General features: G+C 51.5%; 24 protein-coding genes. 11 read left to right on the top strand and 13 right to left on the bottom strand.

Features of this window, described 5'->3' with window-relative positions; all coding sequences use genetic code 11:
• Positions 1-4 precede the first annotated feature (4 nt).
• The 8 genes from dnaN to JK216_RS04445 all read left to right on the top strand — a co-directional run bounded on the left by dnaN (position 5) and on the right by JK216_RS04445 (position 8348).
• Positions 5-1105 (top strand): DNA polymerase III subunit beta, encoded by a 1101-nt coding sequence (gene dnaN, locus JK216_RS04480; protein WP_212707321.1) that lies wholly within the window; start codon positions 5-7, stop codon positions 1103-1105.
• A 91-nt stretch (positions 1106-1196) separates the two neighbouring features.
• Positions 1197-2282: a DNA replication/repair protein RecF gene (gene recF, locus JK216_RS04475; protein ID WP_212711388.1), complete on the top strand. Its 1086-nt coding sequence runs from the start codon at positions 1197-1199 to the stop codon at positions 2280-2282.
• 18 nt (positions 2283-2300) lie between these two features.
• A complete protein-coding gene (gene gyrB, locus JK216_RS04470) occupies positions 2301-4709 on the top strand; it encodes a DNA topoisomerase (ATP-hydrolyzing) subunit B (RefSeq protein ID WP_212707323.1) in 2409 nt (802 codons plus the stop codon).
• Positions 4710-4918: 209 nt separating this feature from the next.
• Positions 4919-5734 (top strand): sugar-phosphatase, encoded by an 816-nt coding sequence (gene yidA, locus JK216_RS04465; protein ID WP_212707324.1) that lies wholly within the window; start codon positions 4919-4921, stop codon positions 5732-5734.
• A 261-nt stretch (positions 5735-5995) separates the two neighbouring features.
• The gene (locus JK216_RS04460; protein ID WP_212711387.1) at positions 5996-6208 is read left to right on the top strand and encodes a YdgH/BhsA/McbA-like domain containing protein; all 213 of its coding nucleotides are present in this window, start codon (positions 5996-5998) and stop codon (positions 6206-6208) included.
• A 174-nt stretch (positions 6209-6382) separates the two neighbouring features.
• Positions 6383-6595 carry a YdgH/BhsA/McbA-like domain containing protein gene (locus JK216_RS04455; protein WP_212711386.1) on the top strand — a complete coding sequence of 71 codons (213 nt, stop codon included), beginning with the start codon at positions 6383-6385 and terminating at the stop codon, positions 6593-6595.
• A gap of 144 nt (positions 6596-6739) precedes the next feature.
• Positions 6740-6952 (top strand): YdgH/BhsA/McbA-like domain containing protein, encoded by a 213-nt coding sequence (locus JK216_RS04450; protein ID WP_212707327.1) that lies wholly within the window; start codon positions 6740-6742, stop codon positions 6950-6952.
• Positions 6953-7088: 136 nt separating this feature from the next.
• Positions 7089-8348, top strand: a complete 1260-nt coding sequence (locus JK216_RS04445; protein ID WP_212707328.1) for a DUF3748 domain-containing protein — start codon at positions 7089-7091, stop codon at positions 8346-8348.
• Here JK216_RS04445 and JK216_RS04440 read toward each other — a convergent pair.
• Positions 8323-8688: a YceK/YidQ family lipoprotein gene (locus JK216_RS04440; protein WP_212707424.1), complete on the bottom strand. Its 366-nt coding sequence runs from the start codon at positions 8686-8688 to the stop codon at positions 8323-8325. The two genes, JK216_RS04445 and JK216_RS04440, sit on opposite strands and share 26 nt — an antisense overlap.
• A gap of 266 nt (positions 8689-8954) precedes the next feature.
• Between JK216_RS04440 and ibpA the strand changes: the two genes are divergently transcribed.
• Positions 8955-9380, top strand: coding sequence for a small heat shock chaperone IbpA (gene ibpA, locus JK216_RS04435; RefSeq protein ID WP_212707329.1), 426 nt, complete (start codon positions 8955-8957; stop codon positions 9378-9380).
• Positions 9381-9429: 49 nt separating this feature from the next.
• On the opposite strand, the gene JK216_RS04430 is transcribed toward ibpA, so the two are convergent.
• From JK216_RS04430 to JK216_RS04405, 6 genes are all read right to left on the bottom strand, one after another.
• Positions 9430-10347 carry an EamA family transporter gene (locus tag JK216_RS04430; protein ID WP_212707330.1) on the bottom strand — a complete coding sequence of 306 codons (918 nt, stop codon included), beginning with the start codon at positions 10345-10347 and terminating at the stop codon, positions 9430-9432.
• Positions 10348-10375: 28 nt separating this feature from the next.
• A complete protein-coding gene (locus tag JK216_RS04425; RefSeq protein WP_212710328.1) occupies positions 10376-11629 on the bottom strand; it encodes a valine--pyruvate transaminase in 1254 nt (417 codons plus the stop codon).
• Positions 11630-11729: 100 nt separating this feature from the next.
• Positions 11730-12710, bottom strand: a complete 981-nt coding sequence (gene ghrB, locus JK216_RS04420; RefSeq protein ID WP_212707331.1) for a glyoxylate/hydroxypyruvate reductase GhrB — start codon at positions 12708-12710, stop codon at positions 11730-11732.
• Between the two features lie 118 nt (positions 12711-12828).
• Positions 12829-13578 carry a sugar phosphate isomerase/epimerase gene (locus tag JK216_RS04415; RefSeq protein WP_212710303.1) on the bottom strand — a complete coding sequence of 250 codons (750 nt, stop codon included), beginning with the start codon at positions 13576-13578 and terminating at the stop codon, positions 12829-12831.
• A gap of 149 nt (positions 13579-13727) precedes the next feature.
• Entirely contained in the window at positions 13728-14750 is a 1023-nt protein-coding gene (locus JK216_RS04410; RefSeq protein WP_212710304.1) for a LacI family DNA-binding transcriptional regulator, read from the bottom strand.
• Positions 14751-14862: 112 nt separating this feature from the next.
• On the bottom strand, positions 14863-15435 hold the full coding sequence (locus JK216_RS04405; RefSeq protein ID WP_212707426.1) for a DNA-3-methyladenine glycosylase I: 573 nt from the start codon (positions 15433-15435) through the stop codon (positions 14863-14865).
• 186 nt (positions 15436-15621) lie between these two features.
• Here JK216_RS04405 and dnaT point away from each other — a divergent pair, with 186 nt between their 5' ends.
• Both dnaT and dnaC read left to right on the top strand, forming a co-directional pair.
• Positions 15622-16167, top strand: a complete 546-nt coding sequence (gene dnaT, locus JK216_RS04400) for a primosomal protein DnaT (protein WP_212707335.1) — start codon at positions 15622-15624, stop codon at positions 16165-16167.
• Positions 16167-16907 carry a DNA replication protein DnaC gene (dnaC, locus tag JK216_RS04395; RefSeq protein ID WP_212707336.1) on the top strand — a complete coding sequence of 247 codons (741 nt, stop codon included), beginning with the start codon at positions 16167-16169 and terminating at the stop codon, positions 16905-16907. The genes dnaT and dnaC overlap by 1 nt, the downstream gene beginning before the upstream one ends.
• A gap of 14 nt (positions 16908-16921) precedes the next feature.
• On the opposite strand, the gene JK216_RS04390 is transcribed toward dnaC, so the two are convergent.
• The 6 genes from JK216_RS04390 to JK216_RS04365 all read right to left on the bottom strand — a co-directional run bounded on the left by JK216_RS04390 (position 16922) and on the right by JK216_RS04365 (position 23329).
• Positions 16922-18823: a PRD domain-containing protein gene (locus JK216_RS04390; protein WP_212711385.1), complete on the bottom strand. Its 1902-nt coding sequence runs from the start codon at positions 18821-18823 to the stop codon at positions 16922-16924.
• A gap of 22 nt (positions 18824-18845) precedes the next feature.
• Positions 18846-19586, bottom strand: a complete 741-nt coding sequence (locus JK216_RS04385; protein ID WP_212710306.1) for a KDGP aldolase family protein — start codon at positions 19584-19586, stop codon at positions 18846-18848.
• Positions 19577-20704 (bottom strand): DgaE family pyridoxal phosphate-dependent ammonia lyase, encoded by a 1128-nt coding sequence (locus JK216_RS04380; protein ID WP_212711410.1) that lies wholly within the window; start codon positions 20702-20704, stop codon positions 19577-19579. Before JK216_RS04380 ends, JK216_RS04385 begins: the two co-directional genes overlap by 10 nt.
• Positions 20688-21821: an amidohydrolase/deacetylase family metallohydrolase gene (locus JK216_RS04375; protein WP_212711384.1), complete on the bottom strand. Its 1134-nt coding sequence runs from the start codon at positions 21819-21821 to the stop codon at positions 20688-20690. Before JK216_RS04375 ends, JK216_RS04380 begins: the two co-directional genes overlap by 17 nt.
• 73 nt (positions 21822-21894) lie before the next feature.
• Complete coding sequence (locus tag JK216_RS04370) at positions 21895-22539, bottom strand: DUF4310 family protein (protein WP_212707340.1); 645 nt, start codon at positions 22537-22539, stop codon at positions 21895-21897.
• Between the two features lie 13 nt (positions 22540-22552).
• On the bottom strand, positions 22553-23329 hold the full coding sequence (locus JK216_RS04365) for a DUF4311 domain-containing protein (protein WP_212707341.1): 777 nt from the start codon (positions 23327-23329) through the stop codon (positions 22553-22555).
• Positions 23330-23347: the final 18 nt, after the last annotated feature.

Here is a 23347-nt window from a genome sequence, read left to right as displayed (position 1 = left end):
CGCTATGAAATTTATTGTAGAAAGAGAGCAGTTGCTCAAACCATTACAACAAGTGAGCGGCCCCCTGGGGGGACGTCCGACATTACCTATTCTCGGCAACCTGTTGTTGCAGGTTACCGATGGCGCGTTGTCTCTGACCGGTACCGATCTCGAAATGGAGATGGTAGCCCGTGTTGCTCTTAGCCAGCCTCATGAGGCTGGTGAAACGACTGTGCCGGCACGTAAGTTTCTGGACATCTGTCGCGGCCTGCCGGAAGGTGCTGAAATCCACGTTATTCTGGAAAACGACAGAATGCTGGTACGTTCAGGACGCAGCCGTTTCTCATTATCGACCTTGCCGGCGACGGATTTTCCAAATCTCGATGACTGGCAAAGTGAGGTGGAATTTACTCTGCCACAGGCGACACTGAAACGACTGATTGAAGCCACCCAGTTTTCGATGGCGCACCAGGATGTACGCTATTATCTGAACGGTATGCTGTTTGAAACTGCCGGAGAGGAATTGCGTACTGTCTCTACCGATGGCCACCGCCTTGCGGTGTGTGCCATGCCGGTGGGCCAGTCTTTGCCCGATCACTCGGTGATTGTACCGCGTAAAGGGGTGGTTGAACTGGTCCGATTGCTGGATGGCGGCGACACGCCGTTACAGTTGCAAATTGGCAGCAGTAACATCCGAGCCCATGTCGGTGACTTTATTTTTACCTCCAAACTGGTGGACGGACGCTTCCCGGATTACCGCCGTGTGCTGCCAAAAAATCCGGATAAAACACTGGAAGCCGGTTGTGATCTGCTGCGGCAGGCATTTGCCCGTGCGGCTATCCTGTCGAATGAGAAATTCAGAGGTGTCCGGCTGTTTATTACGGAAAATCAGCTGCGTATTACGGCAAATAACCCGGAACAGGAAGAAGCCGAAGAGATCCTGGATGTCAGTTACCAGGGCAGTGAGCTGGAAATTGGTTTTAATGTCAGCTATGTGCTGGATGTACTCAATGCCCTGAAATGTGAAAATGTCAGGCTGCTGCTGACTGACTCGGTTTCCAGTGTGCAAATTGAAGATGTCGCCAGCCAGCATGCCGCTTATGTGGTTATGCCGATGCGTCTGTAGCCTGCCATTCTGATCTTTTGTTTTCCCTGCCGCCATCTGCTGCAGGGAAACGGCTTTCCTGAATACGTTTTTCTCGCCCCCGGACGAATTTATGGCTCTTACCCGCCTGATAATTAAAGATTTCCGCAATATCGCTCAGGCTGATCTCTGCCTCTCTGAAGGGGTTAACTTCCTGATCGGCCCTAATGGCAGCGGAAAAACCAGTGTACTGGAAGCTATCTATACTCTGGGCCATGGACGGGCATTTCGTAGTATTCAGACCGGACGTGTGATCCGCCATGACCAGCCTTCGTTTGTACTGCATGGGCGGATTGACGATGCAAATCATCAGCACAGTATCGGGCTCAGTAAAGACCGCGCCGGAGAGAGTAAAGTCCGGGTCGATGGCAGCGACGGACACAAGGTGGCTGAACTGGCCCAGTTATTGCCAATGCAGTTAATTACCCCGGAGGGTTTTACCCTGTTAACCGGTGGCCCTAAGTTTCGGCGGGCCTATATTGACTGGGGCTGTTTTCATAACTACCCGGGGTTTTACAGCGCATGGAGTGATCTGCGGCGGCTGATAAAACAGCGTAATGCAGCACTGCGTCAGGTGACCAGCTATCGCCAGCTACGGCCGTGGGATCAGGAACTGGCCCCGGTGACACAGCAAATCAGTGAGTGGCGACAGGCTTATAGCGATGAAATTACCCGTGAGATTAAAGCCACCTGTCAGCAATTTTTGCCGGAATATGAGCTGAGTTTTTCCTATCAGCGTGGCTGGGACAAAGAGACGGATTATGCAGAATTACTGGAACGTAATTTTGAACGTGACCGGGCCCTGACCTATACGGCCAGCGGCCCGCATAAAGCGGATTTTCGTATCCGTGCTGCGGGCACACCGGTGGAAGACTTGCTGTCCCGCGGCCAGCTGAAATTATTAATGTGTGCCCTGCGCCTGGCGCAGGGAGAGTACCTGACACGTCAAAGCGGACGACGTTGTATTTACCTGATCGATGATTTTGCTTCGGAGCTTGATGACCAGCGTCGTCATCTGCTGGCAAGTCGCCTGAAATCGACAAAAGCGCAGGTTTTTGTCAGCGCCATTAGTGTTGACCACGTAATCGACATGAATGATGAAAAGGGCAAGATGTTCAGCGTAGAAAAAGGTAAAATAGCAGTTCAACCTGAAGATTAAAATGAGCGAGAAACGTTGATGTCGAATTCTTATGACTCCTCAAGTATCAAAGTCCTGAAAGGGCTTGATGCGGTACGCAAACGCCCCGGTATGTACATCGGTGATACGGATGACGGCACCGGTTTGCATCACATGGTATTCGAGGTTGTGGACAACGCCATCGACGAAGCACTCGCGGGCCATTGTAAAGAAATTATAGTTACTATTCATGCAGATAACTCGGTTTCTGTTCAGGATGACGGGCGCGGTATTCCGACCGGTATTCACCCTGAAGAAGGGGTATCGGCTGCCGAAGTCATTATGACGGTACTGCATGCCGGGGGGAAATTTGACGATAACTCCTATAAAGTCTCCGGCGGTTTGCATGGTGTCGGCGTTTCTGTGGTTAACGCCTTATCGGAAAAACTGGAACTGACCATTCGTCGTGATGGTAAAGTTCATCAGCAAACCTATCTGCACGGTGTCCCGGGCGCACCTCTGGCCGTTATCGGCGAAACGGACAGCACCGGGACGTCGGTTCGTTTCTGGGCAAGCCACCAGACTTTCACCAATGTCACCGACTTTGAATACGACATCCTGGCCAAACGTCTGCGTGAGTTATCGTTCCTTAACTCCGGAGTTTCTATCCGGCTGATCGATAAACGTTCTGACAAGAGCGATCATTATCACTACGAAGGTGGTATTAAAGCCTTTGTGGAATATCTGAATAAAAATAAAACACCTATCCACCCGAATGTTTTTTACTTCAGTACCGAAAAAGACGGTATTGGTGTGGAAGTCGCATTACAGTGGAATGATGGTTTCCAGGAAAATATTTACTGTTTTACCAATAACATTCCCCAGCGGGATGGCGGTACGCACCTGGCTGGTTTCCGTGCCTCCATGACCCGTACCCTGAATGCCTACATGGATAAAGAAGGTTACAGTAAAAAGGCGAAAGTCAGTGCCACGGGTGACGATGCCCGTGAAGGTCTGATAGCTGTGGTTTCTGTTAAGGTTCCGGATCCTAAGTTCTCGTCACAGACCAAAGACAAGCTGGTCTCTTCGGAAGTTAAATCGGCGGTTGAGTCGCAGATGAATGAGTTACTGGCAGAATATCTGCTGGAAAACCCGTCAGATGCGAAAATTGTCGTCGGTAAAATTATTGATGCGGCCCGTGCCCGTGAAGCAGCACGCCGTGCCCGTGAAATGACACGCCGTAAGGGTGCTCTGGACCTGGCTGGCTTGCCCGGCAAACTGGCTGATTGTCAGGAACGTGACCCTGCGTTCTCCGAAGTCTACCTGGTGGAAGGGGACTCGGCGGGCGGTTCTGCGAAGCAGGGACGTAACCGTAAGAACCAGGCGATTTTGCCATTGAAAGGTAAAATCCTGAATGTGGAGAAAGCGCGTTTTGACAAAATGCTTTCTTCTCAGGAAGTTGCGACCCTGATCACCGCCCTCGGCTGTGGTATTGGCCGCGATGAATATAATCCGGATAAATTACGTTATCACAGCATCATTATCATGACGGATGCGGATGTTGATGGTTCACATATCCGTACCCTGTTGCTGACATTCTTCTACCGTCAGATGCCTGAGATCATTGAACGCGGTCATGTGTTTATTGCACAACCGCCGTTATATAAGGTGAAGAAAGGTAAGCAGGAACAGTACATCAAAGATGATGATGCGATGGACCAGTATCAGATAGCCATTGCGCTGGATGGTGCGACCCTGCATACCAATGCCAGTGCTCCTGCGCTGAGTGGTGCTTCCCTGGAAGAGCTGGTTGCGATGTTTAACAGTACCGGGAAAATGATCAAACGTATGTCCCGCCGTTATCCGGTCGCGCTGTTACAGCGTCTGATTTATCGTCCTGAGTTAAAAGATTTAACTGATCAGGCAGAGGTTCAGCAATGGCTGGACGGGCTGGTGAGTGACCTGACTGAGCGTGAGGTTCATGGCAGCAGCTATTGCGGATTGATCCGTGAAAATCGTGAGCATCAGCGTTTTGAGCCGGTGTTACGTATCCGGACACATGGTGTCGATACGGATTATGCGCTGGATGCTGAGTTTATTGATGGCCCTGAGTATCAGAAGATCAATGCGCTGGGTGAGAAATTACGCGGACTGATCGAAGAAGATGCCTTTATTGAACGTGGTGAACGTCGTCAGCCAGTGGCGAGTTTTGAGCAGGCTGTTGAATGGCTTGTAAAAGAATCGCGTCGTGGTTTGTCGGTACAGCGCTATAAAGGGCTGGGTGAAATGAACCCGGAACAGCTGTGGGAAACCACTATGGATCCGGACAGCCGCCGTATGTTGCGGGTGACCATAAAAGATGCCATTGCTGCAGATCAGCTGTTTACCACCCTGATGGGGGATGCTGTTGAGCCACGCAGAGCCTTTATTGAAGAAAACGCACTGAAGGCTGCGAATATCGATATCTGATCCCGACGGGATTGCTCAATAACCCTCTTTGGTAACAAAGGGGGTTTTTTTTGGTCAGTAGTGCCGGGCAATGATGACTATTGCTGAACTAAAACTGCGGAAATACAGCGGCGTCCTGTGATCCCTGTGGAGTACTGGCAGGTTAATACTGTCAGGCTCAGGCTAAACAAGATAGCATCAGACGATATTTGGCAACTGATGAGGATATTATGGCAATAAAACTGATAGCACTCGATATGGACGGCACACTGCTGGATCCGGAGCATAAAATTACCCCTGCGGTGAAATCAGCAATCGCACGAGCACAGCAGCAGGGGATTATTGTTGTCCTGGCATCCGGCCGGCCGCATATCGGCATGCAACGCTATATTACTGAGCTGGGCCTGGATAAACCCGGCCAGTTTTGTATCAGTTATAACGGTGCATTAGTACAACGTGCTGAAGATGGCAGTTGCGTTGCTGAAGTTACCCTGGGTCATGCGGACTATCTGAAATTTGAACAACTGGCACGGGAGTTTGGGGTACATTTCCAGGCGCTGGATAAAACCCATCTGTACACCCCGAACCAGGATATCAGTAAATACACTATCCATGAGGTATCTCTGACCGGAATACCACTGCGTTATCGCGCTGCAGCGGATATGGATCCGTCATTACGTTTTCCGAAACTGATGATGATCGATGAGCCTGAATTACTGGACGCTGCCATCTGCCGGTTACCTCCGGAAGTGAGGAAAGAGTATACCATTCTGAAAAGTGCACCATTCTACCTGGAGATCCTCAACAATCAGGTAAATAAAGGTGCAGCGGTACGCAAACTTGCTGAGCTGTCAGGTTTTTCTGCAGATGAAGTGATGGCGATTGGTGATCATGAAAATGATCTGGCGATGATTGCTTACGCCGGCTGCGGGGTAGCGATGGGCAATGCTATTGATTCAGTAAAACAGCAGGCCCGTTATCAGACGTCGTCGAATGCTGAAGATGGTGTTGCCCGTGCGATTGAACAGTGGGCATTATCTGACTGAACCCTGTACACAGGCCGTATCTGCGGCCTGTCATCGGTTCTTTTTCCCCCCTGGTTTAGAAACACTCAGCCGGTAAATCTTCCCCGCCATTTTTCCCGACCAGTATTACCCATAAGTTAAATAGTCTTTAGCAGAAGACGGCGGTACCTGTTAATGAAACGGTATTTACCGCATCATTTGTTAACAAGCTAATAATAACTATTGTTATCATTATCCCGTCAAAACAAATGACATTTTTTAAACATTTATCAGGTATCCGTTATGAAAACCATTACTACGCTTGTTGCTGCCGTAGCATTATCTGCCCTGTCGTTCGGGGCTTTTGCTATTCCTGTATCAGCCAGTGGCAGTACTCTGGACAGTACTGAAGCGAATATTGCTGCGCAGGCGAAAGCGGCAGGAGCCTCTTCTTACATCATTACCAGTGCCCGTCAGGCGAATGGTGTCTATATGACGGCGGAACTGAATAAATAAGCGGTATCTTACCGATGCCGATTGGCCGGTCACTGAAAGTAATCGCAAAAATAACCGATTAAATGTGATGTAGATCGCACTTTCAGTTAATAGGCTAATAATAACAATGGTTACTATATGCACTATCAGAACGACAGCTGTTCTGCGTAACAACCATAAAGAAGGATTTTGACCATGAAAACTATGACTGCATTATTTACTGCTGCGATGTTATCTGCCCTGTCATTTGGTGCGTTTGCTGAATCAGTGTCTGCCACCGGCAGTACCCTGGACAGTGCTGAAGCCCATATTGCAGCGCAGGCAAAAGCCGCGGGAGCCTCGTCTTACTCTATCACCAGCGCCCGTGATGATAATGGCGTCTACATGACTGCTGAACTGAATAAATAACCGTCCTGTCTTGCTGGCGCTGTATTTCCTGACCGGTAACCTCCTCAGAAAATAAAACAGATCTGCCGCGATAAGACGCGCGCCACGGGTTAACCCGGGACAATGTGTACCCTGCGTAACAAACCATAAACAAGGATTTTGACCATGAAAACGATGACTGCATTAGTTGCTGCTGCGATATTATCTGCCCTGTCATTTGGTGCGTTTGCCGAATCAGTGTCTGCCTCGGGCAGTACCCTGGACAGTGCTGAAGCCCATATTGCAGCGCAGGCAAAAGCTGCGGGTGCCTCCTCTTACTCTATCACCAGCGCCCGTGATGATAATGGCGTCTATATGACAGCCGAGTTAAATAAATAACCGCATTTGTTATTGAGTTCATTACCGGAAAGCTGCCTCAGGGCAGCTTTTGTTGTTTATCTGTCCCGCTTATGCTGGCACTGTCGGGCAGAATATTGCATATTCCCTTACCCCCAAGACTCATGCGGAACAGGCCATGCCGGACAGACAACTGACTTTTGAATCCCGTCATCATCAACTGACAAATGCTCAGATATGGACACCCGACAGCCAGTGGCTGGTGTTTGATGTGCGCCCGCCGGATGCAACCTTTAACAGCCAGACGGTGGAACGTGTAAATATAACGACCGGGGTCAGGGAAGTGATCTATCGGGCCTCACAAGGTGCCTGTGTCGGGGTAGTCAGTTGCAGCCCGCAATTACCTGAACGTTATGTCTGTATTCACGGGCCGGAAAATCCTGATCAGAGCTGGTATTACGATTTTCACCACCGTCGCGGGGTGATTATTAGTGATGGTCAGGCCGTGACCCTTGATGGCTGTGATATTACACCGCCTTATACGGCGGGTGCGTTACGTGGTGGCAGTCACGTGCATATGTTTGATGCAGACGGTGAGTTTCTCAGCTTTACCTATAATGACCATGTGATGCATCAACGTTCCACGGCTGAAGATTTACGGAATGTCGGAGTCGCGGTTCCCCTGCATCCGGTGATCGTCAGCAGGCAGCACCCGCGCGGACACGATGGCAGCCACTTTTGCGTCATTGTCAGCCAGACCACCCCGTTTCCTGATCCCGGCAGTGATCAGATTAATCGCGCCTATGAAGAAGGCTGGGTCGGGCATAAGGGCTACCGGAAAGCCAGCGGTGAATGGCAGCGCAGAGCGCTGGTCTTTATCGGGGATACACTGTCGACTGAAGGAAAGAAGGTCCCGGAGATTTTTATTGTCGATTTACCTGACGACCCGGCCGATTTTGCGGTGGCCGGTGAATACCCGTTACAGGGGACCGGGAGCCGGTTACCCGCCCCTCCTGCCGGCGTTACGCAACGCAGGCTGACCTATAGCCGGGGAATTGCACTACAGCCGCGCCACTGGCTGCGAACCTCGCCTGACGGCAGTATGGTGACATTTCTGATGGCAGACACCCGGGGTATCATTCAGTTATGGGGTGTCTCTCCTGCGGGTGGCAGCCCGCAACAGATTACGGATTTACCCCACAGTATCAGCTCGGTGGTTAACTGGCATCCGCAGGTCCGGCGGGTCGCTTTTATCTGCGATAACAGTGTGATGATTTGTGATCCTGACTCCGGAGATTGCCGGCGGGTGACTCAACGTACCACAACAGCACCCTGTGGCGATGCTGTGGTTTGGTCTCCGGATGGTGAAAAAATCGCCTTTATGCGGGATATTAACGGTTGGCGGCAGCTGTTTATTGTGGACGGTTTTGTATTGTAGCAGTGCTGCTGGCGGGCAGTGATTCACGGGTTTTCGCCAGACGTTCACTTTCTGCCACCCTGGCCCGCAGTGATGTACCGCTTTTACCTGTGTCTTCGCGAAAGTAATCCCACGGCAGTAACAGGGTATCCATTACGGCTGAAAAGGGGTAATCAACGACTGCCAGCGTTTTAATTGGCCAGCGGGTATTATCATCTTTAAGGATTTCGGTATTTGCCCGGGTCCCCGGATAATATCCCTGGTCAGCCCCGGTATGTGACATCACACTGGAACAGCCAGTGGACGAAAACGCACACCAGACAATTACGCCTGCTGCCGGAATCCTGTTTCTGGTTTTCATCATCATCATCCCTTTTCATTCCCGCAGCCTGATATTTCAGACAGAGTTAATCGTTGCAGATAAGCGCGCATATTGCGGTCAAGGTTCCCTGAGTGTAAGTCAATTCGTGGTCACTGGCTCAAAAAAACATCTTTTTGCTTGAAAAAAATGCGATCGACCCCACTATATGAGTAAGGCTCCGGATTTCGCCATCAGGGTTATCCGGAGGTTATCAGCCTGTCCCTCAGGGAAGGTGAACAATACTTGCTGACATTCAGGAGTCTGTTATGCGTAATTTTGACTTATCCCCGTTATATCGTTCTGCTATTGGTTTTGACCGTTTATTTAATCTGCTGGAATCTAATCCGAACCAGTCTAATGGCGGATATCCTCCGTACAATGTCGAACTGGTAGATGATACCCACTACCGGATCACTATTGCCGTTGCCGGCTTTTCGCAGAAAGAACTGGATATTACGTTTCACGATAATATGCTGATGGTCCGTGGCTCTCACCCCACAGAACAGAGTGAGAAAAAATACCTGTATCAGGGGATCGCTGAGCGTAACTTCGAGCGTAAGTTCCAGCTGGCTGATCATATCCTGGTGCGTGATGCACGGCTGGAGAATGGTTTACTGAGCATCGACCTGGAACGTATTACTCCGGAAGAAGCCAAACCCCGCCGCATCGAAATCAGTCACTCAGCGGTTTAATGGTTGCTGAGTATGCTCTGATTAAGCGCCGCAGAAATGCGGCGTTTTTTTATCTGTTATTCGTTAGGTTCCCGGTGAGTCGTTGCTGTAGCTTTCCGGCAAAGGTATTGACCAGCAGCCCGGCGATAATCACCATAATGCCGGAGATCTGTGCAGGACTCATAGATTCGTGTAACAGTAAGGCTGCACTGAATATCCCTGCGACCGGGACCAGTAAAGCCATGGGGGCCACCCGTGAGGTTTCATAACGGGCCAGTAAGCTGCCCCATAATCCATAGCCTATAATCGTCGACAGTAGTGACAGATAGATGACCGCGAATACACCCGTAAAAGAAAAATGTGTCAGGCTGTACTGGATGGTGTCGATACCGTCGAACCACCAGCTACAGAGCATAAACGGCAGTAACGGAATAAACGCACTCCATACCACCAGTGACATGGCGGGCACCGGATAATGGCGCATAATGACTTTGTTGGTGATATTTCCCAGTCCCCAGCAGACCGCTGCCGCCAGAGTGAACAGCAATGCGATGAGTGGCATACCGACAGTGCCTGTTCCTGTCAGACTGTGCTCTGCCAGAAAAATCATTCCGCAGACAGCAATCAGTAAGCCCGCAATGTTATACCAGCGCAGTGATTCCCTGAGAAACAGGGCCCCGAATAACAGCGTAAAGAATACCTGCGCCTGAAGGATCAGCGACGCGAGCCCGGCGGGCATCCCGAGCTTAATCGACAGAAACAGAAAAGCGAACTGACCGAAACTGATGGTCAGTCCATAGGCCAGCAGCCATTTGAAAGGCACTGCCGGCCGGCGAATAAACAGGCAGGCAGGAAAGGCCACCAGCGCAAAGCGCAGGCTGGCGAGCAGAAAGGGCGGAATATCGTCCAGGCCGACTTTGATAACAACGAAATTCACACCCCAGATAATCACCACGCAGAGTGCCAGGATAAAATCTTTAGAACGCATAAGTAAACCTGTGGAATCAGAAGGTTAACTAACCTGCTAATGAATATAATTTATCCAGCTCTTCAGCAAGAATAATGACTGCCCGTTCGATTTCTGCATTATCAGGCACATAATTCATTCGCATGCACTGATGGGTATGGGCCCATTCGTCCTGCAATCCGGGGAAAAAGAAATGCCCCGGCACCATCAGTACACCGCGCGCTTTCAGGCGATGGTAGAGTGTTTCGGTGGTGACCGGCAGCTCATGGAACCACAGCCAGAGGAAAATAGCGCCTTCCGGTTTATGGATCAGACAGCGTTCTTCCGGAATGTGGCGGCGGATCAGTGCGATAGTTTCTGCGACCTTATGACGGTAATAGGGTTTGATCACCTGCTCTGATAATTCCAGTAAATCATTACGACAGATCATCTGGTGGGCAATCGCAGGTCCGACACTGCCCGGGGCCAGGCTGATAATACCGTTCATATTCCCCAGAGCCGTGATTGTCTGCTGGCTGGCGATAATGATCCCGCACCTTGCGCCGGGCAGCCCCAGTTTTGACAGGCTCATACACAGGATAATGTTCTGATTCCACACGGCATTGACGTCGGTAAAAATGATACCCGGAAAAGGCAGCCCATAGGCATTATCGATCAATAGCGGAATATTATGCTGTTGTGCCAGCTTATCCAGTTCCAGCACCTCTGCATCGGTAATCACATTACCTGTCGGGTTGGTGGGTCGTGAGACACAGATCAGACCAATATTGTCATCGACAGTAAGGTTGTCCATATCGATATGATATTTGAACTGCCCTTCCGGTAGATGGCGGATGGCCGGCCTGGCGGCGATAAACAGATCTTCTTCCAGACCCGCATCGGCATAGCCCAGGTATTCCGGGGTCAGAGGGAACAGGACTTTACGTGTTGTTCCGTCAGCCTGTTTACCGGCAAACAGATTGAACAGATAAAAAAAAGCGCTCTGACTGCCATTAGTCAGTGCAATATTTTTGGCAGAAATATCCCAGCCCTGACGTTGCCTGAGTGTTGCTGCCAGACTTTCCAGTAACTTGTCTTTGCCGCGCGGGCCATCATAGTTACACAGCGCTTCTGTCAGTGTGCCACTCTGGTGCATCTCTTCCAGTAATTGCTGAAAATATTCATCCATCTGCGGAATTTTTGCAGGGTTACCGCCGCCGAGCATCACGGTACCCGGGGTACGTAAACCCGCCCCCATATCTTCCATTAAACGGGAAATACCGGTCTGACGGGTAAATTTGTTACCGAACTGAGAAAAGTGCATAGAGGACAATAGTTGGTTAATCGGTGGTAATCTCACCATAGCGCCCGCCATTGGCGGGCGCAATGATTATATTGATGTTTTCTCCGTATTCCGCGGAAAACTAGGCCGGATTAACCGCCTGAGGATTTACACAGTTTTTTTCCAGCTTACCGTCCAGCGCCGCAATCAGATTTTCCACGGCATCACGTTTCATCCCGTAACGTGTTTCATGGGTCGCCGAACCGACATGTGGCAGCGTAACCACATTCGGTAAACTCAGCAGTTCTGCATTTGCCGGAACAGGTTCCTGTTCAAAGACATCCAGCCCTGCGGCATAGAGGGTGTGGTTTTTCAGTGCCCGGGTGAGGGCCTGCTCATCAACGACAGGCCCCCGGCCGGCATTGATCAATATCGCGCTGGGTTTCATACGGGACAGTTGTTCTTCGCCGATTAAATGCCGGGTTTGTTCAGTCAGCGGCAGAATAACACACACAAAATCACTCTGTTCAAGCAGCTGATTAATATCACAATATTTTGCAGAAAACCGTGATTCTGCCTGCGGGTGGTGTTTACGTGCGTTATACAGGATATTCATACCAAAGCCGTAATGAGCACGTTGTGCGACGGCCATCCCGATACGGCCCATGCCAACAATACCCAGAGTTTTATGGTGCACATCAATACTAAAGTGTTCAGGGCCAATACTTTTTTTCCATTCGCCGGCTTTGACCCAGCTATCCAACTCGGTCACCCGGCGTGCACTGGCGAGGATCAGTGCGAACACCGTGTCAGCGACGGTTTCGGTCAATACGGTAGGGGTATGCATTAATGCAATCCGGCGCGCATCCAGTGCATCAAGATCAAACAGATCGTAACCGACAGAAATTGTTGAACAGGCGCGCAATGCCGGCATCTGCTCCAGTAAGGCCTGATCGACTTTACTGCCGGAACCCAGCAGGCCCACAGCCTCAGAAAATGCAGCTGCATGACTGGCAATGGTGTGGCTGTCCAGATTGCTGACTTCGGTGACCTGGTAACGGGCTTCCAGCTGACTGCGCAAATCAGCGGGTAATGGTTCATAAAGTATTACGGAAGGTTTCATTCAGTCTCTCTTTATCATTACTGGTTGAGTTATACCGCGGGTCCCGTACCGACATTATCGGTGGTTCCGGAAAACAGAGGAGTAATCAGCCGGGAATATTCAGCGGACTGTGCACCGATCAGTCTTGCCGGAGCAAACTGACATAGCGACGGGTGACCGCAGTTAAGTCGCCGCCTGATAATGGAAATTCGATGCCCCGCGGTACGCGGGCGGGCAGGGCAGCCAGTAACTCGCGCCACTGGCTGTCATGCTCATCGGGCGGAACGGCCTGAAAGCCCGAAGGGTGCGGAATGGCGACTTTGACATGAATATAACTGACATAGGGGGCTAACCGGCTGGCGGCTTGTTCGGGAGATTCCCCGATCCATCGCCAGTTGCCTGTGTCGAATGTCATGCCCTGCAGTTTTTCAATACCATTGAAAGCGAAGAAAAAATCTTCCATCGGTGCGATTTTTCCGCCAGCCGTCTGATCATTCTCAATAACAATCGGGACCGGACAGGCTTCAATTGCCGCTGTCAGTTGTTGTCGGGTGACATCTCCGGCAGGGTACCCGAGGGATAATTTCAGTACCCCGGCATTGAGTATTGCGGCTTCCTCAAAGTAGGTCTGCAGGCCGGGGTTGATTACTCCGGGTGCGGTGAACAATGTATCCGGTACTGAATAGAAGGCGGTTAGCCGGTGACGGGCGATATCGGCCGCCAGAGCAGGCAGCCTGCTGAGTTCATCGTCAGAAAATAGCTCACGGCGGATTTCGACACCGTCAGCTCCGGCTTGCTCAATAACCGGAAGAAAAGCCCGCTGGCCTCCGGCAGCCAGTACTTCCTGTTTACCGTATGCTCCGGTAACGACAATAATCTCAGCTCCCATGTTCTGCCCCTTATGCTTTATCAGTCATGCATTAAGAATTTCTCACTTATACGCTATTTCTATCCGAATGGTATCGGTTCCACCAGGCGGAAAACAAAATATTAGATGTATATCTCAAAACTGACTGATTATTACTGCAGCAGTGTATTTCAGAGTGGCTGACTGGAGCCGCGTACCACCAGTTCACCACTAAAAAATTGTTCTGTTTTTTCAGCGTCCGGATGTTTAATCCGGTGAATGACGCTTTGCAGTGCCCTGTAACCAATCTGGTGGGTTGGCTGTTTCAGGGTGGTAATACCGCTCCCGACCAGTGAAGACCAGTTCATTTCATCGAACCCGACCAGCCCGGCATCGGTACCGGTGACAACCGCTTGCGCCTGCAACGCTTTCACCACCTGTAATGTCAGCGGCCCGTTAGCGGAGATAATGGCACAGCGCTGATGGCGGTGACGGTGCAGGAAATCTTTCAGACAAAGACTCAGCTCCGATGTCTGATGCAGGGCAATCTCCGCATTTTCACCCTCGACATCGGGACAGGCAGCGATTGTCTGCCGGAAAGTCTCAAGTCTTTCACGGCGGGTATTGACGCTGCCAATGGGTTCACTGATAAACAACAGAGCCGTGTATCCATTATCAGCCAGATGACGGGTCACTTTTTCTGACGCTTCATGGTTATCGAGGCCGATAACATCACAATCGAAATCAGCAATTTTCCGATCAATCAGGGTCATCGGCAGGCGCGATTGTTGTAACCTGCCGAGTTCTTCTTCCCGCATGCCGACAGCATTAACGATAATTCCTTCCACCTGATAGCTGCTCAGCAACTGGATATAGTATTGCTCCAGGGCAAGTTCGTTATTGGTATTACACATCAGCAGGGTAAAGCCATAGTCTCTGCAGGCGGCTTCAATGCCGCACATTATCTCAACTGAATAGGCATTGGTGATATCCGCAATAATCAGACCAATCAGTCGTGTCCGGCCGCGTTTCAGGCTGCGAGCCATCTGGCTTGGCCGGTAATCGAGGGCGGCAATTGCCTGCGCGATGCGTTCTTTTAACGCGGGAGATAATATATCCAGCTCACCATTAAGGTAGCGGGAAACACTGGTTTTACCTGTGCCCGCGGCTCTGGCGACGTCGCTGATTGTGGCTCTTGCTGGCCTGCTGGTCATTCCGTCTGTCTCCTGTTAAACCCGCAGGAAAGCGGATCCTTTGGGTTAATTATGCCTGTCTGTAAGGAGAGATTCGACCCTGCAGTACGTTCATCGGGTTATTTACCGGCATTCACTGACCGGAGGGGAGGTTATCCTGGTGGCAAAAACAGTCCGTCTGGTGATCGATAATCATACCTGTCGCCTGCATAAATGCATGGCAGATGGTCGGTCCGATAAAGGTAAACCCCCGCTTTTTCAGGGCCGCGGACAGGCGGGTTGCCTGAGGGCTGGTGGTCGGTGCGTCACGATAGCAGGCATAGCGGCTCACCTGTGGCTGATGATTGACGAATCCCCATAAAAAATCACTGAATGGCTCACCGGCCGACTCCATCGCCAGCATCGCCCTGGCATTGGTAAGCAGTGACGTTATTTTCCCCCGGTGACGAATTATTGAGGGATCGCGCAAGCGTTGTTCAATATCGTCATCAGTCATGCCGGCTATTTTACGGGCCGAAAACTGGTGGAATAATCGCCGGTAGGCCTCGCGCTTACGCAGTACGGTTATCCACGACAGACCGGCCTGCTGACCTTCGAGGCACAGCATTTCAAATAAGCGCTGCGGATCTTTAACGGGGACGCCCCATTCATGGTCATGGTAGGCAATATAAAGCGGGTCATCACTGACCCAGCCACAACGTGTAATCACCATTCTTCTCTCCTGCCAGTGAGTGCCGAGCCTGCCCGTTACCGCCAGACAGTGTCTTTCTGGCCGTCATATTGATCTCATGTTTTTGCGATCCGCGACGACAAACTTGATACACTATCTGCCGGTGGTTCGGTGGTGTCATTCATACCCTGAACAGAAAATTCTATAACATCAGGTTCTGCTATGCCGGTTAAAATTTTAGCCTCATCAATCATCGGGCTGGATGAATTCAGCCAGGATCCCGTTTCTGCACTGCAAAGCGCCGGGCAGGGAACGCTTGCGGTATTTAACCAGAATGCCCCGGTGATGTATGCGCTGACCGCTGAGCGGCTGGCAGAACTGTTAGCTGCGGAAACTGCGCTGCAACGACCGGCGGATATCGTGCTGGATGAACAGTTCTTTGACCCGCAAGCGGCATCGCCCGCCGCCTTACGTATTCCGGCCGGTAAGTTTCCGATGTTTGCCGGCTGGCAGCCTGATAAAGATTTTCAGCGTCAGGCAGCACTGTGGGGAATAGCCCTGAGTGAACCAGTTACCGATGAAGAGCTGGCCTCATTTGTCGCTTACTGGCAGGCTGAAGGACGGGTGTTTCATCATGTCCAGTGGCAGCAGAAACTGGCCCGCTCTCTGCAGACAGGCAGAGTGACTAAATACAGCCAGGGACGCCGTGACCTGACCGGGGTAGCAGAACCGGACCGTCAGACACCTAATGGCTTCAGGGGGGAATAATGAAAACACCGGAAAATCTTTTCAGTCGTTTACAAAGATTAATGCCTGCCGGGATCCAGCCTAAATTTACCAGTGGCGAGGAGTTACTGGCGTGGAATAAGCAGCAAGGCTTGCTGCGCTCGCAGGCAATTGTGCGTGAAAATCGTGCGATGAAAATGCAGCGTATTATGGGGCGTTCCGGGATCAGAGAGCTGCATATTAACTGCTCATTTGATAATTATCGTGTGGAATGTGAAGCACAGGGTAAGGCCCTGGCCATGGCGAGACAGTACGCCGCTGAATTTGAACACAGTATTGCCAGTTTTGTGTTTTCCGGTCGTCCCGGTACCGGCAAAAATCACCTGGCAGCGGCAATAGGTAACGATCTTATTTTACGGGGTAAGAGTGTACTGATTGTGACAGTCGCTGATCTTATGTCCAATATGAAAGGCACCTTTAGCGGCGACAGCGACCTGACCGAAGAAGGGCTGATCCATGATCTGAGTAGTGTGGATTTGCTGGTGATTGATGAAATCGGTATGCAGACAGAATCGCGCTATGAAAAGGTTATTATTAACCAGATAGTTGATCGTCGTTCTTCTTCTAAACGGCCGACCGGTATGCTTTCTAACCTCAATCACGATGGGATGAACGCATTACTGGGTGAACGTGTGATGGATCGTATGCGGCTGGGGAACAGTATGTGGGTGCGTTTTGACTGGGATAGCTACCGTGATCGGGTGCGGGGTGATGAGTACTAAGCCGTGGCCGGGAGTCAGTGCTCCGTCACCGACTGATGTAAACATTGCAGGGTTGTCAGGGTAAAATCGGAGAAATTTTTGCAGTGTCGCAGTAATAATGCAGATTTCCGGCACATCAGAGCGACAAACAGTTCATAGAGCGCCATGATTTCTGCATATTCGGTTTTACTGATCGCCAGCAAAAAAATGACATAGGCCCGTTCTTCTCCCCAGGGCACACCGTCTGGTGCCAGCAAAGTATAAACCACGGTTTTTTTGGCTTGCAGCCCGATGGCGTGAGGCAGGGCAATACCTTCACCCAGCAGCGTACTGACAATTTGCTCACGTTCGCTCACCGAAGCATAAAAGTGTTCATCAACAATATCTTCCTGCTGTAACTGATCACATACTCTGCGGAACAGTTCTGCACGGGTCAGCGGCTGGCTGAGGATCATAAAATGACGGGCATCAAAAAAACGTTCCAGCATCCGTGGCCAGGTACGATCTGTAAATACCTGACGACCAATCATCTCCCACTGATATTCACTCGGGAAGGGTGACATTACGACGACCGGTTTATTTTTGGTACTGAGACGTACGGTGGAGATAACAAAGTCTTCTTCAATGACAGACTGCTGTTGATACTCTCGCAGGGTAACCGTCTTTTTGATCATAATCTGCGGGTAGCGACGCAGCAGCAGAGCTTCGATGACCCTGATAGTTGATTGACCGGTATTACAGACCACCAGGACTTGCGGCTGATATTGTTTACCCGACGGAGACAGTCTTTCCAGACCGACCCCGATATGCAGAACCAGAAATCCGATTTCATTTTCACTGATCGGGTAATGCATTTTCCCGGCACATTCAGAGACCGCAGCCAGGGTCATATCATAGGCCATCGGGTAATACTGTTTGATATTGCTGAGTAAGGGATTCGGGATGGTAATTTGGTAACGTACGCGGGTCAGCATAGTGCGGATATGGGCGAGAAGATCACTGCATAACTGTGTATCGTGACACAGGTCAAAATTATAATGCCGGCCGATATAACTCAGAATAGCATTCATCAGCCGGAGGCTTTCATCAGGAAACCAGAGGCTGACTGTGTCTTCTCCGTGACGACGGGCGGCAATGTTGATACCGAGACAGGTCTCCTCGGCTTCCGGGACCTCTGACCCGCCGGGCAGTAGCTGGCGTATAATCTGCCGTGCGGCATGGCGTACCTCGGGGGCCATATCATCGGCGGTAAAATCATCAAGCCGATATCCCGCTTTCAGGCGTTGCAGCGAAATACTACAATATAACTGCAGATAAAGGACATTATTATCGCTCATACGGATGTTATAGCGGCTGAAACTCTGGTGGAGAATATCGGGTAGTGCCGGGTTTATCTCCGGGCTGAACAGGGTGATGGCATTATCAGGCTGGATCTGCTGACAGTAAAAGTCAGTCAGACAATGACGGAGCGCCCGTTCACTACCGAACAATTTCATGCCATACCTTGGCCTGTTTTCTATGGTCAGCCGGTAACGGTGGAATGTCTGGCGTACTTCTGCCATTTCACTTTGCAGGGTCGCGCGGCTGATAAAACATTCATCGGCCAGCTCTTCCAGCTTTACCGCCCCGCTGGCCGTGAGAAAGCGGTGCAGTAAATAATGTACCCGGGCAGCAGGAGAACGCGGGACATTATCCGGCCGGGTGCTCTGCGGCAACTGACTGAAGCGGGTTTTATCCGTAATCTGCAACTGGTAGCCCGCTCCGCGGATAAGACGGCAGCGGGCACCGTAGTCAGCCAGTGACTGGTTCAGACAGGTGATGTCCGTACGCAGTGTACGTGTGGAAACCGTGAGCCGCCTCGCCAGTTCATCCGGCGGCAGTACTTCGTTTTGCAACTGTTCAAAGAGCAGCGCAATGCGCTGACTAGGGAATTTCACGGTTTCCTTTCTCCGGAGGTTATCAGCCTAATTGCTGCATTGTCATCTCAAGCAGCTTACCCACATCCTGCGGGCGCGAGTTACCTGTCTGCGGATCAATAATCGAACTGTAAATATGCGGAATAATTTTTTCGACCCCTGCATCCAGCGCTATTTTCAGGATTGCCGGATAATTTTGCAGGGTGATACCCCCTGTCGGTTCGAGCCAGAACCCCTGATCAGCACAGGCTTCGGCAACCGCTTTGTACTCATCAATCGCCTGCAGGCCGCCCATCGGGAAATATTTTACCGAACTTCCCCCCATGTCTCTGAGCAATGCAATGGCACTGGCCACGGGCACAATTGCATCCGCCGCCCGTGAACTCAGGGGACCGGTAGATATTTTTACCTGGCCCGGAATACCGGCAGGGGAGATCAGCCCATTGACAATGGTCTGCGTCTGCCCCAGTAAAGCCCTGCAGGTCGCAACACCGGTAAAAACCTGATTTACATGCTGCGGCTGAAGCCGGGCAGCAATCGCACTGACCATCGCTGATTGTTGCGGGTCTCCGCCCCCTAAACCCACTGACAGGGCATTTTCGGTGACGGCTGCATACTCGCGCATATCTGCCACAGCACTGTCGACCGACGTATACTTTTTAGATAAGACCCCAATCAGTACATAACCTTTTGCCGCCAGCCAGAGTTGCCTGGCATTTTCTTTCGAACCGGCCAGTACATTCAGACAGACCCGATTCTGATAAAAATGAGTGGTCAGGGACATAGGATTTTTTCTCCGTTGAGGATGGTAGTAATCCGCTGGAAAATAAAAGTCAGCTGTGTGGTACTGATACTGCGTACATCCACTTCTATACTGCCTTCGCTGGCGTTATAACCGCGGCAATAGATAGCAATATCGCCTTCCTGTAATTGCTGAAGGATCTGTCCGGCCGTCTGGCCGGTCACTGTTTTATCAAACTGAATCCGCGTCCGGGCAATCTGGCGGCCTGCGGTGTCATACACCACACTGGCATCAACACCGCTAAGCGTATTAAGCTGGCGGATAAAAGGCGCCATTTTTGCTTCCATATCGGCCATGGCGGGCCTGCTGCGTTGCAGGTAACGCTCTATCGCCTTGCTGAGGCCAAGAATACTTTCCTTGCCGACCTTCATGGCACGTCCGATGCCGGATGATTGTTGCCTCACCCATCTGACGGGCTGCTGCCGGCCAGCCACCAACCCGCTGGCTGGTCCTTCAATGGCTTTCGCACCACTGTAAATCACCAGGTCAGCACCACAGTGAGAGTAATACTGCAGGTCTTCCTCGGCGGCGGCATCGACGATCAGCGGGACATGGTGTTGTCTGGCGACTGTGACCGCCTGTTCAATACTAAGATGGCTCTTCTGCACACAATGGTGGGATTTGATATATAAAATAGCCGCCGTTCGCGGAGTAATGGCCATCGCCAGCTGTGCGGGCGTGCACTGGTTAGCGTAACCGGCTTCTTTGAGTTGTCCGCCGCCCAGTGCCACCAGGGTACCTACGGGAGCGCCAAAATTCACGTTGTGCCCTTTGGCTATCACTATTTCATGGGGAACCTGTAATGGTGCCGTGTGCAGGTTTTCCAGTAACCAGGGATCATCTTTGACGATGACTCCGGCGATGGCCTGAGTGATACCGGCCGCAGCACAGGATACGACCACGGCATCTTCGGTCCCGAGTAAACCGGCAATATATCGCCCGCTATTCTCTGCCAGTGCCTGCATTTCGAAATAGTGGCTCAGACCGTCACTGACCGCCCGGATAACATCATCATCCGGGGTTGAAACACCGAGGATAGTCATACGGCCAGAGGCATTAATCACCTCTTTCAGTCCGTATTTTTCATACACTGAAGACATGGTTTTTTTTTCCTTCATCAGTTATACACCAGTGCCCGCCGGTAATGGCTGCCAGCGGCCGTAGCAGATACTCGCCATCCAGGATATTGCCCTCCGCATCAGTAAACTGTTGCCGGTCCCTGCTGAGATCAAAAATAGTCAGGTCAGCATCCGCGCCTGGCGCCAGGCGGCCTTTTCCCTGTAAATTCAGCGCAAGGGCCGGATGGCAAGTTACACGGTCAAGGACTTGCGAGAGGGTCATCCCGAGATGAAGAAATGCGGACATTACCCGCGCAAGACTCCGGACCGGGCCCTGTCGCCGGTTCTGGCAGTAAATATCGGAGCTGATGGTATCGGGCAAAATCCCCCGGCCAATCGCTGTACGCGCCACCTCAAAAACGAAACTGGCACTGCCATGCCCGACATCCAGCAGGACGCCGCGCTGCAATGCATGGCTGACAGAGGTTTTCAATCCCCCGTCGGGGGTAAGTATCTGATTGGGTTTGCCGTTAAAACAATGGGTAATAATATCGCCCTGTCGCAACTGCCGGGTAATCTCATCAAGCCCGGGCGGCGCATTTCCCAGATGAACCATCAGGGGCAAGCCGGGATTTTCCTGCTGCATCTGGCGGGCGATTAATAAGGGCGTTATGCCATTATCTCCGACGACACTGCTGCTCATCCGGGCTTTCAGGCCCACAATAAACGCCGGATAATCCTGTATTGCCCGCCGGACGGCAGTATTATCAATCAGTGACAGTGCGGAGAGTTCATCCTGTCGGGCAATACCGCAGCGGGCAATATTCAGCAGGGCATAGACACAGGTACGGACCGTTCGGGTTAACTGATAGAAATCGCCGATGTTATCGGCACCGGTACTGCCGGCATCAATAATGGTGGTGACCCCTTGTTCCACACCGACCTTATCCGGTTCATCATGATAAACCGGTGATGGCGGGTAACAATGCACATGGCAATCTATCCAGCCGGCACTGACCAGGTAACGGCCATTCAGCGGGTATTCCCTGAGAGCATTACCGGGAAACTGCCCGAGTGCCGCAATCCTGCCCTCTTGTACCGCGATATCTGCCAGTTTCCCGTCACCGAGACGCGCACCGCGAATGATAAAATCAAACATCAGAACTCCTTATCCGTCAGACAATCATTCTGCCTCCGTCATGATCATCCGTCGGGAAGCAGAGCCGCCGCACTCACAGAGAGACAGGGAAAAGGGTACCCAGTAACATTGCACCGAGAATAGCACCGCCGGTAATCGGCTTATCCCACAGATAAAACAGCAGTGCACCGGCCAGTGACCCGAGGCCAATCGGTATGGACGTTGCCATGGCTGACAGAATAATCAGTGGCCCGAGAAAACGGCCTGATGCGTTACCGGCCCCCATCATGACGTCAGCACCGTAGGTTGAATGGCTGTTATTAATCGTGAATTTCCTTGCCAGGATAATAATGTAGCCAATCGCCAGCCCGAGCAGAAAACCGGTGACCAGAGATAACAGAAAGCTGGTCACCGGTAAGGTGATCCCTGCGGCCAGCAGCAGAGCCGGTACCCCCAGGCCGATACCGGTCTGGATTGCGCCACCGATATCCAGGATACCGACCAGTGAACCTTCGATTATCCTGGCGAACAGGAAACTGGCACCGAATGCGGCGACAGCGCCATAGACACCGGTTTCTATCCCGGAACGCAGCATTGAAACAAAGGCCACCTCATTAAATGCCCCGATACCATAGACGTAGTACATATGGGTTCCGGCGAAGACACCGGCAGAGAGCAGGCCGACAAACAGAGGAAACGCGCGGTCGGCGTACCAGAAGTTGTCTTGTGACGATTCCATGGTGATAAGTCTCCTATTTACCGTTCAGCAGGTTATGCAGAGCTCCCAGCCAGCCAGGAACATCCAGCCGGAAGGATTGCAACATCTGGATATCGAATCCGCGGAAGAAAGCGCTCATGGCAAACAGGACGATAACGGCGGCCATCATAATATTAGTGATCCTGTTCCAGCCACTTTCCTCCACACCCTTACCAATCAGGATCCCCAGTACGACACCGGGAACAGCATTCCCCATGATCAGCTGGGATAACCCGCCAAAAACCGTGGCCCAGAGGCCAGACTTTTTACCGGCATCGATCGCTGCCAGCCAGAAGATCACCGGCATAACCGTGTTAACCAGCAGGTTGGCCGCCGGGACCAGTACTTTCACCGCCGTAACCTGCAGCGCCGCCGGCACCGCCGAAGCCGTCGAATTGAGAAATGTCACCACCAGCATCCCGATCAGGGTGCAGGCAAGGGTCATTTTTTTCGGATCGTGCAGGGTTTTCGCGACATTACGGTTGCTGATTAGCAGAACGGCAGCTCCCCAGTTGGGGATAATACGATGGTCAACATCCTGGGTGAATGCACCCGCAGCGACCGAGGATGCCCAGGCATTAAAGAAAAACCCCAGTCCGAAGGAGAAATGAGAAGCAGGATCACCGGCACAGGAATTAAGCTCACCTAACGTTCTGAATGCTCCCATACCTTGTGTCGCCGGCGCATGAAACATACGCGCTGCCCCGGCACCGACCCCCGCGCCCACCAGACCGCCAATAATCAGTGATTTAAATAAAATGAGTAAAAACATAGTGCTTTCCTCGTCGCA

This window comes from Tatumella sp. JGM94 (assembly GCF_018257595.1).
In the GTDB taxonomy this organism is placed as follows: Bacteria; Pseudomonadota; Gammaproteobacteria; order Enterobacterales; family Enterobacteriaceae; genus Tatumella; species Tatumella punctata.
This window is presented reverse-complemented; position numbering and strand designations above follow the sequence as displayed.

Bases quoted from the DNA above. Each gene is read 5' to 3' on its own strand.
- dnaN (WP_212707321.1), top strand. From the start codon at position 5: ATGAAATTTATTGTAGAAAGAGAGCAGTTGCTCAAACCATTACAACAA.
- recF (WP_212711388.1), top strand. From the start codon at position 1,197: ATGGCTCTTACCCGCCTGATAATTAAAGATTTCCGCAATATCGCTCAG.
- gyrB (WP_212707323.1), top strand. From the start codon at position 2,301: ATGTCGAATTCTTATGACTCCTCAAGTATCAAAGTCCTGAAAGGGCTT.
- yidA (WP_212707324.1), top strand. From the start codon at position 4,919: ATGGCAATAAAACTGATAGCACTCGATATGGACGGCACACTGCTGGAT.
- JK216_RS04460 (WP_212711387.1), top strand. From the start codon at position 5,996: ATGAAAACCATTACTACGCTTGTTGCTGCCGTAGCATTATCTGCCCTG.
- JK216_RS04455 (WP_212711386.1), top strand. From the start codon at position 6,383: ATGAAAACTATGACTGCATTATTTACTGCTGCGATGTTATCTGCCCTG.
- JK216_RS04450 (WP_212707327.1), top strand. From the start codon at position 6,740: ATGAAAACGATGACTGCATTAGTTGCTGCTGCGATATTATCTGCCCTG.
- JK216_RS04445 (WP_212707328.1), top strand. From the start codon at position 7,089: ATGCCGGACAGACAACTGACTTTTGAATCCCGTCATCATCAACTGACA.
- JK216_RS04440 (WP_212707424.1), bottom strand. From the start codon at position 8,688: ATGAAAACCAGAAACAGGATTCCGGCAGCAGGCGTAATTGTCTGGTGT.
- ibpA (WP_212707329.1), top strand. From the start codon at position 8,955: ATGCGTAATTTTGACTTATCCCCGTTATATCGTTCTGCTATTGGTTTT.
- JK216_RS04430 (WP_212707330.1), bottom strand. From the start codon at position 10,347: ATGCGTTCTAAAGATTTTATCCTGGCACTCTGCGTGGTGATTATCTGG.
- JK216_RS04425 (WP_212710328.1), bottom strand. From the start codon at position 11,629: ATGCACTTTTCTCAGTTCGGTAACAAATTTACCCGTCAGACCGGTATT.
- ghrB (WP_212707331.1), bottom strand. From the start codon at position 12,710: ATGAAACCTTCCGTAATACTTTATGAACCATTACCCGCTGATTTGCGC.
- JK216_RS04415 (WP_212710303.1), bottom strand. From the start codon at position 13,578: ATGGGAGCTGAGATTATTGTCGTTACCGGAGCATACGGTAAACAGGAA.
- JK216_RS04410 (WP_212710304.1), bottom strand. From the start codon at position 14,750: ATGACCAGCAGGCCAGCAAGAGCCACAATCAGCGACGTCGCCAGAGCC.
- dnaT (WP_212707335.1), top strand. From the start codon at position 15,622: ATGCCGGTTAAAATTTTAGCCTCATCAATCATCGGGCTGGATGAATTC.
- dnaC (WP_212707336.1), top strand. From the start codon at position 16,167: ATGAAAACACCGGAAAATCTTTTCAGTCGTTTACAAAGATTAATGCCT.
- JK216_RS04385 (WP_212710306.1), bottom strand. From the start codon at position 19,586: ATGTCCCTGACCACTCATTTTTATCAGAATCGGGTCTGTCTGAATGTA.
- JK216_RS04380 (WP_212711410.1), bottom strand. From the start codon at position 20,704: ATGTCTTCAGTGTATGAAAAATACGGACTGAAAGAGGTGATTAATGCC.
- JK216_RS04375 (WP_212711384.1), bottom strand. From the start codon at position 21,821: ATGTTTGATTTTATCATTCGCGGTGCGCGTCTCGGTGACGGGAAACTG.
- JK216_RS04370 (WP_212707340.1), bottom strand. From the start codon at position 22,539: ATGGAATCGTCACAAGACAACTTCTGGTACGCCGACCGCGCGTTTCCT.
- JK216_RS04365 (WP_212707341.1), bottom strand. From the start codon at position 23,329: ATGTTTTTACTCATTTTATTTAAATCACTGATTATTGGCGGTCTGGTG.